Annotated in this window: 13 protein-coding genes; 6 read left to right on the top strand and 7 right to left on the bottom strand. The window is 53.7% G+C overall.

All coding sequences use genetic code 11. The features are described from left to right. Positions 1 to 324 precede the first annotated feature (324 nt). From KIH39_RS08845 to KIH39_RS26585, 3 genes are all read right to left on the bottom strand, one after another. A complete protein-coding gene (locus KIH39_RS08845) occupies positions 325 to 1,350 on the bottom strand; it encodes a WD40 repeat domain-containing protein (protein WP_213498971.1) in 1,026 nt (341 codons plus the stop codon). Between the two features lie 343 nt (positions 1,351 to 1,693). Beyond that, positions 1,694 to 1,855: a hypothetical protein gene (locus KIH39_RS08840; protein WP_213498970.1), complete on the bottom strand. Its 162-nt coding sequence runs from the start codon at positions 1,853 to 1,855 to the stop codon at positions 1,694 to 1,696. Positions 1,856 to 2,063: 208 nt separating this feature from the next. Continuing rightward, a complete protein-coding gene (locus tag KIH39_RS26585) occupies positions 2,064 to 3,107 on the bottom strand; it encodes a leucine-rich repeat domain-containing protein (protein WP_246539618.1) in 1,044 nt (347 codons plus the stop codon). A 437-nt stretch (positions 3,108 to 3,544) separates the two neighbouring features. Between KIH39_RS26585 and KIH39_RS08830 the strand changes: the two genes are divergently transcribed. After that, positions 3,545 to 5,293: a sigma-70 family RNA polymerase sigma factor gene (locus tag KIH39_RS08830; RefSeq protein WP_213498969.1), complete on the top strand. Its 1,749-nt coding sequence runs from the start codon at positions 3,545 to 3,547 to the stop codon at positions 5,291 to 5,293. A 344-nt stretch (positions 5,294 to 5,637) separates the two neighbouring features. On the opposite strand, the gene KIH39_RS08825 is transcribed toward KIH39_RS08830, so the two are convergent. Then, positions 5,638 to 6,039 (bottom strand): hypothetical protein, encoded by a 402-nt coding sequence (locus KIH39_RS08825; protein ID WP_213498968.1) that lies wholly within the window; start codon positions 6,037 to 6,039, stop codon positions 5,638 to 5,640. A gap of 616 nt (positions 6,040 to 6,655) precedes the next feature. Here KIH39_RS08825 and KIH39_RS08820 point away from each other — a divergent pair. The 3 genes from KIH39_RS08820 to KIH39_RS08810 all read left to right on the top strand — a co-directional run bounded on the left by KIH39_RS08820 (position 6,656) and on the right by KIH39_RS08810 (position 9,503). After that, positions 6,656 to 6,955, top strand: a complete 300-nt coding sequence (locus tag KIH39_RS08820) for a hypothetical protein (RefSeq protein ID WP_213498967.1) — start codon at positions 6,656 to 6,658, stop codon at positions 6,953 to 6,955. Between the two features lie 334 nt (positions 6,956 to 7,289). After that, positions 7,290 to 7,883 (top strand): hypothetical protein, encoded by a 594-nt coding sequence (locus KIH39_RS08815; protein ID WP_213498966.1) that lies wholly within the window; start codon positions 7,290 to 7,292, stop codon positions 7,881 to 7,883. Positions 7,884 to 8,864: 981 nt separating this feature from the next. Continuing rightward, positions 8,865 to 9,503 carry a hypothetical protein gene (locus KIH39_RS08810; RefSeq protein WP_213498965.1) on the top strand — a complete coding sequence of 213 codons (639 nt, stop codon included), beginning with the start codon at positions 8,865 to 8,867 and terminating at the stop codon, positions 9,501 to 9,503. Positions 9,504 to 9,859: 356 nt separating this feature from the next. Here the strand turns inward: KIH39_RS08810 and KIH39_RS08805 are convergent, their stop codons facing one another. The 3 genes from KIH39_RS08805 to KIH39_RS08795 form a co-directional block, all read right to left on the bottom strand. Continuing rightward, on the bottom strand, positions 9,860 to 11,161 hold the full coding sequence (locus tag KIH39_RS08805) for a serine hydrolase domain-containing protein (protein ID WP_213498964.1): 1,302 nt from the start codon (positions 11,159 to 11,161) through the stop codon (positions 9,860 to 9,862). A 44-nt stretch (positions 11,162 to 11,205) separates the two neighbouring features. Further along, the gene (locus tag KIH39_RS08800; protein WP_213498963.1) at positions 11,206 to 11,796 is read right to left on the bottom strand and encodes a PadR family transcriptional regulator; all 591 of its coding nucleotides are present in this window, start codon (positions 11,794 to 11,796) and stop codon (positions 11,206 to 11,208) included. A 128-nt stretch (positions 11,797 to 11,924) separates the two neighbouring features. Continuing rightward, on the bottom strand, positions 11,925 to 12,269 hold the full coding sequence (locus KIH39_RS08795; protein ID WP_213498962.1) for a cupin domain-containing protein: 345 nt from the start codon (positions 12,267 to 12,269) through the stop codon (positions 11,925 to 11,927). On the opposite strand from KIH39_RS08795, the gene KIH39_RS08790 reads away from it, so the two are divergent. Together KIH39_RS08790 and KIH39_RS26580 are read left to right on the top strand one after the other, a co-directional pair. Further along, on the top strand, positions 12,263 to 12,679 hold the full coding sequence (locus KIH39_RS08790) for a hypothetical protein (RefSeq protein WP_213498961.1): 417 nt from the start codon (positions 12,263 to 12,265) through the stop codon (positions 12,677 to 12,679). The two genes, KIH39_RS08795 and KIH39_RS08790, sit on opposite strands and share 7 nt — an antisense overlap. A 294-nt stretch (positions 12,680 to 12,973) precedes the next feature. Next, entirely contained in the window at positions 12,974 to 13,561 is a 588-nt protein-coding gene (locus tag KIH39_RS26580) for an outer membrane protein assembly factor BamB family protein (RefSeq protein ID WP_246539616.1), read from the top strand. The last annotated feature ends 124 nt before the right edge of the window (positions 13,562 to 13,685 follow it).

Raw genomic sequence — 13,685 nt, 5'->3', positions numbered from 1 at the left:
TGGGTTAACCCGTCGGTTTGTGCATTGCTAAGTTTCCGCGATTTTTTTGGAGAGTGCGGAACGAACCTGTCGGGTATGCTCGAACCCCGCTACCGAAATACCGAGCCGGAGATTAACTGGCAGGGCTGGAAGATGCAGAAGCCGTTGTTAAAAAGGTGAAAGACGGGGATTTGGCTTCCAGTGGTTTGAGTTAATTGGTTCGGCAGAAATCTTTCGCTGTTTGGAGATCAGCTCGTCCAGTAATAATTCCCGTCGGCCCGGCCCACTTTCAACAAGTAGATTTTTACCGAATTTGAAAAGTAATTCGTTTGCCCGGGGGGCCGGTTACTTGTCCGGTACGAAGCGGGCCACCAACTCGCCGGAATCGACATCCCAGGCGATAACCTTGCCGTCTTCACCCACTGAGACGAACTGCTTGCCACCCAGTTGCGCCACCTGCCGCACGCTCTTCTCGTGTCCGCGCCACTCCCGAAGCATTTTGCCGTTTTCCGGATGCCACACCCGCAGTTTGCCATCGTCCGATCCCGTGACTAGAGCCGTTCCTTCCGCCGCATAGGTTACCGTCAGCATCCCGTTCCCTCGCCCGACCCACACGTCGCGACCGGTACTGGCCTCGAGGACAAAGAGTCGTTTTCCTCCCGTGAAGTGTCGACCTACTCCCGTCGTGCCGGCCACTCGCTTCCCGTCCGGGGAGAAAGTAATGTCCGAGCAGTAGACGTCGACCTCCGGCTCGCCGACCGCGCGGGACCAGGTCCAGAATTTTTTCGAGGTCGCCTCGAGTTCTTCATAAGAGCGATCTGCCCGCGCTTTGCGGAGTCCGGACGCAGTTCGAAGGTCCCACATACTGAACGAGTTCCCGGCCGATGCGAGTCCAGATCCGTCCGGCGAGAACGCAATCCCACTGGTGAGGTTCGCACGTTCCCACAAGACGCCCGTCTGGTGCCATTTCTCCGTCTCATACAGATAAGTCCAGCCGCTGTCAGAAGCGATCGCAACTTCCTTGCCGCTAGGTGGAATGGCCAGGGCGTATATGGTTCCGTCCCCAGCAAAGTGGGCGGCCCGCATCCAGACTCCCGCCTTCTGGATCCAAGCCTCGGCCCCTTTACTGTCCAAGCCAACGACAACCGTCCGAGAGTCTTTAACGAATCCCAGACATTGCACAGTTCCGGTCGTTGAGAACTTGCCGATAACCTTGGATGTTTTGGTCTCCCAGACCACGACCCCATTGGTGCCGCCGGCAGCCACCAATGACCTGTCCGGCGAAACGGCGACCGCTTTCAAGCCAGCCCCCTGCGCTGGGGTGTCGGAGATAGACAGGATCAGAATCGATGCTAACAGGGAAGACTTCATCCCATCTCCGAGGAGCGGATAACCGATCTTTCTCTAAGGATCGCCACTAGGAAGAGGAATCGGCAAATTGCTTATATGTTACTCTCCGGGACGGATTACCTGCAACTTATTTCGACCCTGAAGATATCCGCGCTCCTGTCGAGCAATTATTCCCACTCGGAATGGGTTCGCCCCAGATAACGCGAGACGTAAGCGTCGGCGCGGAGGGCATGGCCAGGATTTCGGGTTGATGGACTATGCTAGTGAGCAGTTTTGGGGTACTTCTTCAAGGCGATCTGGTAGATTTGAGTAGGAATCTGCAGGAATTGAAGGGGAATGAGTGCCGGTCGCCGTTCGAGCCGAATCAGGCCTTGGGCGAAGTGGTAAGTGATCCGCTGGAGTCGTTGTTCGGGTGTCCATTCGGCGGAATCGACACGGTGCAGAGAATCTCCTGGGTCAGGAAATCCTCAGTGACATTCGCCTCACGATCGTTCGTCTGACGGGGACATAAATTAGGGCTATCCATTAATCACCCGATATGAGAGAGATTTGTCCGGGGGTAGGGCGGTTTCAATATAGAAAACTTCGTCAGGTCTGTGTGCCCGCCGCGAGCATAGGTTGGCCGTTGGCATTTGCAATAAGACCTTGTTCGCACTTCTAGTGACGGGAAGAGTCAGAAAAAGCCGACGGTCACGACGGGGGAGGCACGATGGCGGCCGGTCCGGTTGGGTTCCTCAGTCTCGAATCCAGCAATTGGGTAACGCCTGCTTCAGTTCTTTCACCCCTGTGTCTGTCACCCTCGTATCAGCGAGGTCGAGACACTGGAGGGATCTCATCCCAGCCAGTTCCTTTAGACCAACATCAGTTATATCAAGTACGCGCAGATCTAACGTACGCAGGGAGTTCAAGCTTGCTAACTCTTTCAATCCCACATCCGTTACCTTAGTTGCGAAAAGGTTTAATACGGTTAAACACTTCAGGCCGGATAGATTTTTCAATCCCACATCTGTCAGTGTGGTAAACGCCAGGTCGAGTGCACTCAGTGATTCGAGCATCTCCAACCCCTTCATATCCGCATCGGTTGCCTCGGTGCCCGTAAGGTCGAGTCCGAATGGCGTTTTCGGTACCGGGAGCCTGGCCACCGTCCTCACTGTCCAAGTCTTGAACCGAAACGCGGGAACCGGGTCGATCAGTGCGTCCGGTGTTGTCCTAAACTCCAAGCTCACATGGTCGTCCGTCTTTCCCATCCAGCCGACTTCAGCTCCCGCCTCCACCCAGGCTTGCTGTACATCCCGGGGCAGCGTTTGAGGTAGTGGCGCTTTGGCGGTGACGCCCTTCGGGTGGTCCGCGAGTTTCATCCGCTTACAGGTCATCAGGACCCGCCAAGAGTCCTTCGTGGTCACGAAATCGGTCGGGCGCCGGTTACCGAGCATGCTCAAGCAAATCATCAGGTCATCGCCGTCGAGCTTATAAATTGTCCCCGTCTCTTCGACGAGCCCGGGTAAGGCAAACATGTACTTGCCCCCGGCCGCGATCTCAAACTTCGCCCGGCGGTAGGAAGCCGTATAGCCCTCGCCGTCCGCCACGGCCGGTACTATGTTCCATTTGCCGACCAGCAGTTCGAGGTCGCCGGTAGGTGCCGTTGGTAAAGCAGCGGGCCGACCTTGGTCAGATGGGGCGACTGCGGGTGGTGAAACTGCGGGTGTCGGCTGGTTGGGGCGTCGGCATGAAAATGAAAGCATCGCCAGAGCCAGGATTAGGGCCGTTCGCTTCGTCATGGCTTATGACTCCTCCACGTCTTTGATCTCAACCGGACCATAAAATCGATGTTCCAGATACTGGCGGCGACCCGGTCGGATGTAATTGTACGGATCTCGAGGGCGATTTTTCGGCGTGTCCGTATCGACTTCGGTCCGACACGCCGCTGGCGAATTTGGGTTGAAGAACATAGTCACTGTGACCGAAATGAGATAATCCTTCAGTCTCTTTTGTACTATTTCTTTCCAAAACCAATCTGATCCGATTCGTTGAAACGGCCTCCCTGCGACGAGAGTTACCCCTTCTCCAAACGAGAAGGCAATTCCTCGACCTATTTATTTCGAGTTTCCACCAAATGGATTGAATAGACACACTCCGAGTAGATTTCTACGACGCGCGGCCGCACTTCTGGCCAATAAGATACATGGAAACGCTTTTATCGAGCCGGAGGCACTGCGTGCGGAACAGATTGGAAACCCGATTTTCCGAATGGGTGCGAAGGACCGCCTTCCTGGGATCATCCAGTCAAGTTCCCGAAGATCGGTGGCTCTTGAGCCAATTTGCTCAGTCGCGGAACGATGATGCCTTCGCAGCTCTAGTCGGCCGGCACGGTCCGATGGTGCTGGCGACATGCCGGCGAGTCACGGGAGATTCTCACCTCGCTGACGACGCTTTCCAGGCCGCTTTTCTGGTTCTTGCCCGCCGGGCAGCCATTGTCGACCCCAAAGGATTACGCGGCTGGCTATATGGTGTCGCTGTACGTTGTTCGCTGGAATCCCTGAAATCGATGGGGCCAGGAGGATTCCGTATGGCCTACATGCCCCAAGTACCAGATCGGGCTGAGTCCACTGACGTGGGGGTGGACTTCGAAGAGATCCGGATCCTCCACGAGGAAATCGCCCGGCTGCCCGAATATCTCCGAGTTGCAGTCGTCCTCTGTGAACTCGATTTAACGAACCGAAAGGAAGCGGCCTTCCGCCTGGACATTCCAGAAGGGACGCTCTCCAGCCGTCTAGCGAAGGCCCGCCGAATTCTGGCCCAACGGCTTCGGGAGCGATTGATCGCTATCCCCGCCGGTGGTTTGGCATTGGTCCTGGGCTACCCAGCAACTGCCATGATACCTGCAACTTTGGCAACGTCGGCCATGCAACTCGTTTCCGCGGTCGCCGTTCCGACAACTATTTCGCAAATCACAAAAGGAGTTCTCTACATTATGTTCTGGCAAAAATGGAAGGCCTACGCTCTCGCCTTTGGAATGGCAGCCGTGCTTGGATTGGGAACGGCTTGCGGACTCGCTCTCTCTGGCACTCCCCAAGACGGAGAAAAATCGGCAGCAGTTCCCAAGTCACAACTAGGCGCTGATAGACACATAGCCTACGTGCATGGCGATGCGTTCTCTCTGCTGAATCAGGATGGAACGGACGAGACTGCCGTTGAATTGACGGGGCTATGGGTGGGATCGGCGGTTCCGTCTCCGGATGGAAAATGGCTAGCGGCGTGGACTGCCGACGAGAAACGCAAAGGAGGAACTGAGTTGCGTATCCGCCAACTCGATGGCAAAGGTACCGGGGCCCGTTTCGAATTGCCGGACAAAATCGGTCATTTCTCATTCTGCTGGTCTCCGAAGTCGGACCAACTTTTCCTGAATGTTGGAGCCCCTGGAATGAAAGGTGTCCGCCACTACCGAGCCGATATCGCCTCCCAGAGACTAGAGCCGGTGGAATTGCTAAAGACCCACCTCGTCACGGATTGGTCAGCAGACGGCAAATACTTCCTGACGACCTCGGTCGGCGAGGGTGAGTTTTGGCATCCGAGAGCAATGTATCAGATGAACGTCGATGGCAGCGAACGCCTAGCCCTTGCGGAGCCTGAAGGGTGGGCAAAATCGGGAAAATTGTCGCCCGACGGCAAAAGCCTGATCTGCTTTCACAAGGGAACGCCATGCATCATCGAGATCGAGAAACCTAAAGTGCTCGTCCCATTGAAAAACATTCCGCAGACAGCCGAGGTGGTGGAATGTGCCTGGTCGCCAGATGGCCGCCGGATTGCCTATACGATTGCAAGCATCCCTTTCATTACGGGGATCGAGAAGAGCGACCTGAAAAAAATCGAAACACGCTTAGTGGTCGCCGACCGCGATGGAAGCAATCCCCAAACGATCCGTTCGGCCAAGGGTCAGTTGATCGGCCGAGTATTCTGGCGGTGAACGGTATGTCAAGGTATGTGTCGACAATTAAGGTTCAACTACCAATCGCTCTCCATCGCCCAGCTTGCGCGCGTCTATCCGGCACACCGTGTTAGATTGGCTGATTAACCCTGCCGATGTAACCGAAGCACTTTGGCGCAAATGTAAAACCACTTTCTGGAATAGCTTGCTTAGACAATAATTTACCGAAAAACCGTTGATACCACTCCGATCAAGAATAAGGTGGTTGGGCACGAATGCTTTTAGGACTGGATAACCTCGGTAACCTTTTGATGCGAAAGGAACCGAGCTCGACAAATACTTGGGTCGTATTGAGACCGTCTCGGGGAGGCGACTAATCCCATTTATTTTCCACCCTCAGGAAGGGAAGTTCCTTGAGCGACGTCTGCGTCTCCGACCAACAAGAACGACGCCCACTCCAGTCCAACCACCCGCGTCGACGCTCCGCCGTAGCGCGCCGCGAACACGCCACTGAACCCGCACGCCGAGTCCGGGGACAACACCCCTTTGACCTGCCACCCTGAAGCCAATCGGTGGACAGCAAGTAGACACTCGAACACCTGATCGGCGACTGAGCCGGCCGGCGTGGGCGAGAATACTGGGCATTCCCACAGTTCAGGCATCTTCCAGTACTGCCGGCCCTTGCCAGCCACGAAGCCCAGCCCCAGCGCCGCCAAGGCACGGGCCAGGCACCGGTCGAACGCGGCGTGATTGCCGACCCGGAACATCATCCGCCGTTGTACCATCGATACAATCCTTTCGTGCGGCCGACGCGACATCTGCATTTTGGTTATGTTTACGCATACTCGAATTGAAAGTCGTCGCATGCTACACAAATAACCTAGCCGTCTTGGTCCCGAATCGCGACCAACTCTCGCCGTAAAAACAGGTCAGCAGGAAGCTTTTTTCGAAGGTGTTTGCCCCGTGGTAGGTCGGGATTGAAGCAATCCTTGCCGCAATACGAGCACTTGGCGAAAAGGGGCGGGCCACCCCACACTCGTAGAACCTCTTCGGGACGGGCGACTATTTCGGTGGCGAACCGAAGATCTTCGAGGCGTTTGCGGTCTTGCGCATTCAATACTCGTATACCCTGAACTTCTTTTAGACATAAGAACCCATACGCACCGATTAGTTAATCGCTTCGGTGCAAGAAGCCATATCATTTTAGCGATGTGAAACGATTTCAATCTTCGATAATCGCTTGCTGGTCAGTAATCAGATACTTACGAGTTACGATATTTTAGCAGCCTGCCTGGGCATTTCTCTTGAATTTCGAGACACTCGCTGTGTTTGGCGAGATTATCGTTCATCGGTTTCCGCCAAGGCAAGAGAACATTGGCAACGGGCTGGTCGGAGGCGCTCGTGGCACATTACCGAGTAATACGAAATGGAGTGCTGCTGGGCACACTCACGCGCACTGGCAGCGATATCCCGTGGTGGGAGGGCGAGTTCGATCCAACTCCAGAGTTCGGGCTGGTTCGGTCTCTTTTCGACCACGAACGAGAGCTGCTTGACGCGGACGAAAACATTGATGCCTGGGGAACTGCGTGGGATGAACTTTCGGTTGGTCATGTGCTGCAACCGCTGGACGGTCGAGAACCGATCACCGAGTTCCTCTTACACATCGAAGAAAACGGACGGCGAGCCTCATGGCGTTACTGACCATTGCAACCTAACTAGATGCTGGAATTTACTTTGGCGGCTCCGAGAGTTTAAAGGGTGTTATCGTTCTGCTGGAACCGCTAACCCACAGTTACACCAGATCGGCACCGTTGTCGCGGATCTTAATTACCTCCGGCCGACACGCCGCGTCCAATCAATGAACCTTGTCGATGTGATCGAAACAGGCAAAGCTCACTGAATCCAAGTGTTCTGAAACGGGCCAGTTCCTGCACCGATTTGGACTCAAAGAGCCGTCAAAATTACTAACTCGCCACATCCGTCTTAATCAATAGGATGGGCGGCAAGGGGCAAAGCAAACTTAGGGAGAATTATCATGAAAGTAGCATGGCTCATAAGTCTGGTTTTTTACATTTTACTTACAATTGCCGGCTGTAATGCCACAACGCCCCCGTCCAGTGTACGGCCAAGGTTTGCCAACGGCATTGTGACTCTACAAGACGCCGAGAAGAAGGGCTTCATGAGTGGGATTGGCGTCGACAATGCGAGCATCCTCTACTTCACTTGGGACGGAAACCCCGTTGTCGTGGTTTGGAGTGATGCTCCGCTTTGCAGCGTCAGTTCAAGCTCCAATACGATAAAGGGAGCAATGGTCCACGGCGGGAAGGGAGCATTGGTCTACCGTGGGAAGGATAATCAGTTGAATCGTGAAATTGCATTTTCACTTGAAATGCAAGAAGCCCAAAATGGCCAACTTATGATTAATGGCGAAACCTACGATTTTACAAAAGGCGGCCTTTTTCTAGTTTCGGGCTTAGACGGCGATATCCAGGTGAAACAACTTAATAAAGCCGTGGGTGATTTGAAGCTAACCCCGCACGAGATTGCTGCATTCGGTCAAGCCGATTCTGAGATCAAGGATTTTTTTTCGAAGTCTGTCAAACCTAAGCAGCCTACCGATCAACCATAGGACGACCCGAGCGGGCTGTCTTTCCACTAAACCTGTAGGGAATACCTCGGCCACTCGACCGTCAATCCTGAGACGATTCAACGGCCGGTCTCTTGCTTCTTGGCGTTCTTTGGGTAGCTTGCTATTTCAGTTGGAAGGCAGGCATCAGGTTCCCAGTTCGCCCAGTCTTGGGTTGTTCTTTTGAACGTTGCGCTCGTCGGTACGACACACGAATAGCACGTAGATATGTTGCAAGTCTCGAGCATATAATTAGATAGCCAATTTATTGCGCACATAGGGAGTGTGCGCACTTTGCCAGTCGGAAGAAGTCAACGACCATGTTACATTCTCACCAGAAAAACTTTGATCGAAATTTGAGAATTTTGAGAAATCTGCTTCTGCAAGTCCGAGATATGTCCTTTAATGATGCTCTTTTGCACACGCCTTGCCGCTGTTGAACTCGCGCACCCTCCCCACTAATCTCACCAAACTATTTTAGCACTAGAGGATTTTTCTTGAGCAATTACCAGGATGTGTATCTCGTTGTCCATGGATTAGAAGACATAGTCCGTGAGCAGTTTCGAGGGAACATCTTCAAGGCGAACGGGTGGAATTGAGAAGGAATCTGCAGGAGTTTACCTGGGCTTGAGTACCCGCCGACGTTCGAGACTCAATAATCCTTGAGAAAGCAGGTAACTTCGCTGCTCCTCGATAGCGTCACACATTTCAATTTTTAGAGACTGCCCCGAGCTATGTGATCGGAGCAGGTTGAGTCACTTTCCGATAACTTCTTCTTCTCGGTCCTGATCTATAATTTAATGGGCATTTGCGTCTTCAATTCAACTATTCTGCTATTAATTCATTTTTTACAATGATACTGACACGACTCGATCGGCATACGCGTTTTCAGTGGTAGTCGTTTCGGATATTACATAAAATGCTCATGCTGGTTGCCCGAATCCTGACAAATAGAAATTAAACGAATAATCAAAGAGGAATTCCATGTTTAAGTTGCGAATGGCTATACTGATCGCCGCCCTCGCCGGCTCGAGTTTGAAGTCGGCACAACCAGAACCTAAAAAAGTTAAGGGAGCCCCTGAGGTGAAGGCGCAGCAGTTCGTCCTGTTTGACGCCACCTTCACATTCACCAAGGAGGACGCGGACAACTCAAAGCCGAGCAAGTCTCACTATTACGTCCGAGACAAGATGCTCAATGCAGACCGGCCCAAGGACTGGACGGCTCCGGTGGACTATCGGAACGGCACTGTGCACATCCGTGCCGAAGTTCTCGAGAAGCCCGAGGGGGGAGCACTCACCACCTGGTCGCTGTGCTACATCCCTAACAAGGGCCTGAAGGCTGGTTACGGCTGTACCAGCACTCAAGTCTACAAGGAAAAGGGCGTATACGAGAGCGACGTGAAGATGACCTCATTCTGGCAGAACGACAACATCGTGTGGGAGGAGGGGATCAAGGAGATGCACTTGGTAATGAAAGATGATAGCGGCGGAGCAGGCCACGCTCACAAGCGCACTGACCCCGAAAGGTTCTTCCCGACTAAGATGCGAATCACCATGGTCCAGGTGGCGCCGGGAGCCAAGTATGACCCGAAGCTCGTGCCGAACCTGCCTGATAAGAAGTGATTGGTGCTTTTACTTCGCATGGCATTTTTACGAGTCCATCCTACACGCCGCGATAGCTTAGCCTGCCGCCACACTCAGCGCTTCAGCCAGATAGTGGCTGGTTCAATTTCTGCCACTGACAGTCCTACCTTGTCTGCCCCTGAGGATGGATTAAGATCGAGATCGGGTGGGATACTAACGAATAGTAATCCACCGGACACTCGTTACCAGTGCCCACTCCGCACTCTCAGTTCCTTTAGACGGGATGCCGAGTACCACGATGACTTCGATCAATCGTAATTCTCTTTCCTAACGATTTCCGTCGGACGAATACGGGGTGTTAAAGTGAGCTTCTCTGCCGCCCAGATTGCTTGGCATCAATTCTCTATCGCCCCATAAATGGCCGATTTTAGGGACATCTGAAGCGTGAAATTGTAAGGCTGCACTTGCTGGAGAACGATCACTACCATCTCTGACTTGGGCGCGACCCAAAAGTAAGTGCTGGCCGCTCCGTTCCAACCGAACTCTCCTGCGGCCGGGTCGGGCTTAACTGATTTTGCGTCCAGGCGTACTGACAGACCAAGGCCGAATCCCATACCCGGCAGGGGGAAACCACCGAGCTTCATGGGCAACGCTTCGATTGGGAGCTGATTGCTCGTCATTTCACTGACTGTCTCCGGACGAAGCAACCGACAGCCTTGAAGCTCTCCTCCCTGCAGCAGCATTTGGCAGAATCGAGCGTAGTCACGAGCCGTGGAAACCAAGCCCCCTCCGCCCGAGAGATACTTCCGTCGTGTCCGGTACCGGCTAGTGGCTGGGTCGTCAATGACTTTGAGCATACCCTTATCGCCTGCCCCATGATTAGCCGTGAACCTCGCCAGCTTGTCATCTGGGACGATGAAGTCTGTGTCGCGCATGTCGAGTGGCCGGCAGACTCGATCCTTTAGGAATTCATCGATCGGTTTCCCCGAGAGAACTTCGATGAGTCGGGCCAGCACGTCGGTCGAAACGCTGTAATTGAACTGGGTTCCTGGTTGATCCTGTAATGGCAGTTTGCCTAAGGCGCTTACCATTTCCGCTAGGCTGAGATTAGGCCCGTCAATTCCTTTGGCAATATACATCTTGTCCACGGCAGTACCGTTGGGCATCCCATAAGTAAGCCCGGAAGTGTGCCGCATGAGATCGCGAATTGTCATTTCGCGTTTAGCTGCGACAACCTCTTCCCCATTTCTGGTATGAACTCGTAGGCCCTTGAACTCAGGTAGATATTTCGAAACCGGATCGTCGAGTTTGTACTTGCCTTCTTCGTACAGCAGTAATGCAGCCGCGGTGGTAATAGGCTTACTCATGGAGTGAATCCGGAAAATGGCGTCCGGCCTCATCGCCTGGCCGGTTAAGGCGTTCATCTTTCCGAACGTCTCCAGATAGGCAACTTTCCCATGGCGGGCGATGAGAACGACTACACCTGCGGTTTGCTTCTTGTCCACAACCCCCTGAACGAGAGTTTTTACACGTTCGAGTTTTTCGGCCGACAACCCAACGTCTTTGGGATTTGCCTGCGGCAATTCGTCAGACGGCCGGTTCCGCGTGTCTTCATCCGCCCAGGCTTTCTGTGAGTAACCTTCCAAGGTTGCCCATGCGCCGATCAGGAGTAGAAACGTCAAAGTGATACGGCCCATTTCAATCCCCTTTGTGATGTGGAAGTCTGAGGTCAATCCTCTTGCTAACTCTTATTCACTGACCTAGCCAATGCCTTGCCCGAGGCCGATTTCCGATATTCTTCTAGTGCTATTTTGACCCATGAAGCCTGGCACTCGTAACCCATGATTCCACTCTGTAAAGCCAGCCGGGCAGAACGCGACATCTCCGATTCGTGTGATTTCAAGTGTCCTTGAAGCATTTCAATATGCTGATGCAAGTAATCGGCCAAGGATACCAAAAAGGACTCGCAAGCGCGTGGGCCGAGACAATCCTCCAGAAACGCAAACCGTAGAAACAGTTCTGGCATACATCGAAAGACAGCATCCGAAGTGATGGGGCGGGTGAGCCAATGCGTCAACGCCTTCTGGCCCTGGGGGCTGAGTCGGTAGAGCTTTCGCCTCCGCACTTGGGAAGTTTCGTCGACGGTACAACTTACCAACGATGACCGCTCAAGCCTTTTCAGTGCCGGATAGATCGAACCCGGACTATCGCTAAAAGTGGCCATAGGCTGGCCGGCAAACATCCTGCGAAGGTCGTAACCCGAGCAGGGTTGACACAGTCGAATCAACCCCAAGAGTGCGTGCCCGAGCAAAGATTGATCATCGGTTTTCATAGTACGTTTCGTATTATATCGCAGCGTACTATACTGTCAAGACTCTGAAAGGTACGAACAGTGTTTGAACTTGGTAAGTGCTGAAACGGAATTGTTTGGAGTCGATTCAGGCGTCGAGTAAGCTGAATTCAAAGCATTTTTTGAGATCGGGATTCGTACTTCCAATTGTAAAAGGCTGTTTGGGAACGGGAACAGAACGCCTCGAATAGTTCGTGGAGGACTTTGGCAAGCGGCACGCCGAACTCAAAAAACATCTGCTTCAATCCTGCGGGAGCGATGAAAATCAGCATCTTCGCCGGATTGCCGCTTTCGTTTTTCAAACTGTGGGGAATTCCAACAGGCATATTGACGAACGCTACGGCCTTTGCCACGATTTTTTCGCCATCGACCGTGAATGTGATCTCACCTTCCAAAATATAGATGCCTTCTTCCTCTCGGCTATGAACGTGCGGGGGGCCGCCACCTGGTGGCACGAGGGTTTCCCAAAGAGCGTGCCTGTCGTTCGTATTATTTCCAGTCACCCAATCGAAGTCATCCTTCAGTTGCGTCTCGGCTCGGCGAAGGGCTTCCCGCGATAACAGGTTCCAGCCGAAACTGGCTTCATGACCATCACACTCCTGGGCTGGCCGTTTTCATGGCCTTGGGAGTGGCGTTTTCCTCCTGCCCCTTAGAGAAAAGGCCGCGTTATCGCGTCAGGGAAGGCTATAAGCCCGGAAAGCGATGGGCGCAGGATGTGCCATCAACCGCACTGGTGATCCAGCTCGAATACGCAACTCCAGTTGGAATGGAACCGGGACATAGCACAGATAGCTTCCAGGAAGTCTCGCTTGTTCCTGTTAACGGCATCCCCTATGGCGTTTTCGCCGCCCTGCGGATAGGCTGAGATACATCTGCAAGCGGGTATGAGTTGGACGGCGAAGCAACGGCAAGAAACCGCCGAGCAGAGAGAAAAGCAAAATGCTAAAGCAGTAAATCAGTATCCATGCTAGGCTGCTCATGGGAGGACCTCGTGGGTATAACTTTATTATATATGGTTTATCGAAAATTACCGAAATAACAGTCGAGCTTAGGAGTTGCTGAGCCCCTAGGAGCAGTCCGCGGTTGCAGTTTCTTTAGATTCGCCAAAGTCAATCGTCAAATTCCTTCCGCTCATTTGGTAGCCGACCGAGAAGCTGGCGTGGCGCACGCCGCTGCCCGGAAGGACTACGGTGCGTTCAAGAACAACCACGGGGTAGGCAGTTCGCCCACACAAACGAACAATGCAGCCGTGATCCTGATCGACGACCTCGGGCCATCGTATCTCGTCGCGCTGGACAAGATAACTGACAAGAACTTGTGGAAAGCCGACCGAAAGAGTCGCCCTTCGTGGACTTCGCCGGTCGTCACTAAGATCGACGGCAAGTCCGCGGTCCTCGTCAGCAGCAGCGGTTCCCTCGACGTTTATGACGCGGCGACTGGGAAGGAAGATGCCACCCTCGACGGCTTCGTAGGGAATAACATCTCGTCCCCGGCGGTGGCCGGCGACCTCGTTGTGATCGGGGCTGGTGAGAGCCGGATGAAGTCAGACCTCGCCGCGTCCGTCAAGTCGAACTGCTGCGTTCGCCTCACGGTCAAGGGCGATAGGATTTCGCTCGAGCCGGTGTGGGACGGGAAGAAGGCTATCTATCAGCACGCCAGCCCGCTCGTTTACAAGGGCCACGCCTACTTCGACACCAAGTCCGGTCTCGTGCATTGCGTCGATCTGCAGACTGGCGAAGAGCTATAAGCTGAGAGGCTTGACAACCAATGTTGGGTGACTCCAATCGGGGCCGGCGACCAAGTCTTCTTCTTCGGCAAGGACGGCGTGACCACCGTCATCAAAGCCGGCCCCGACTTCGAGAGGTCGCGTC

The sequence above is a fragment of the Telmatocola sphagniphila genome, assembly GCF_018398935.1.
GTDB classification, from domain to species: Bacteria; Planctomycetota; Planctomycetia; order Gemmatales; family Gemmataceae; genus Telmatocola; species Telmatocola sphagniphila.
This window is presented reverse-complemented; position numbering and strand designations above follow the sequence as displayed.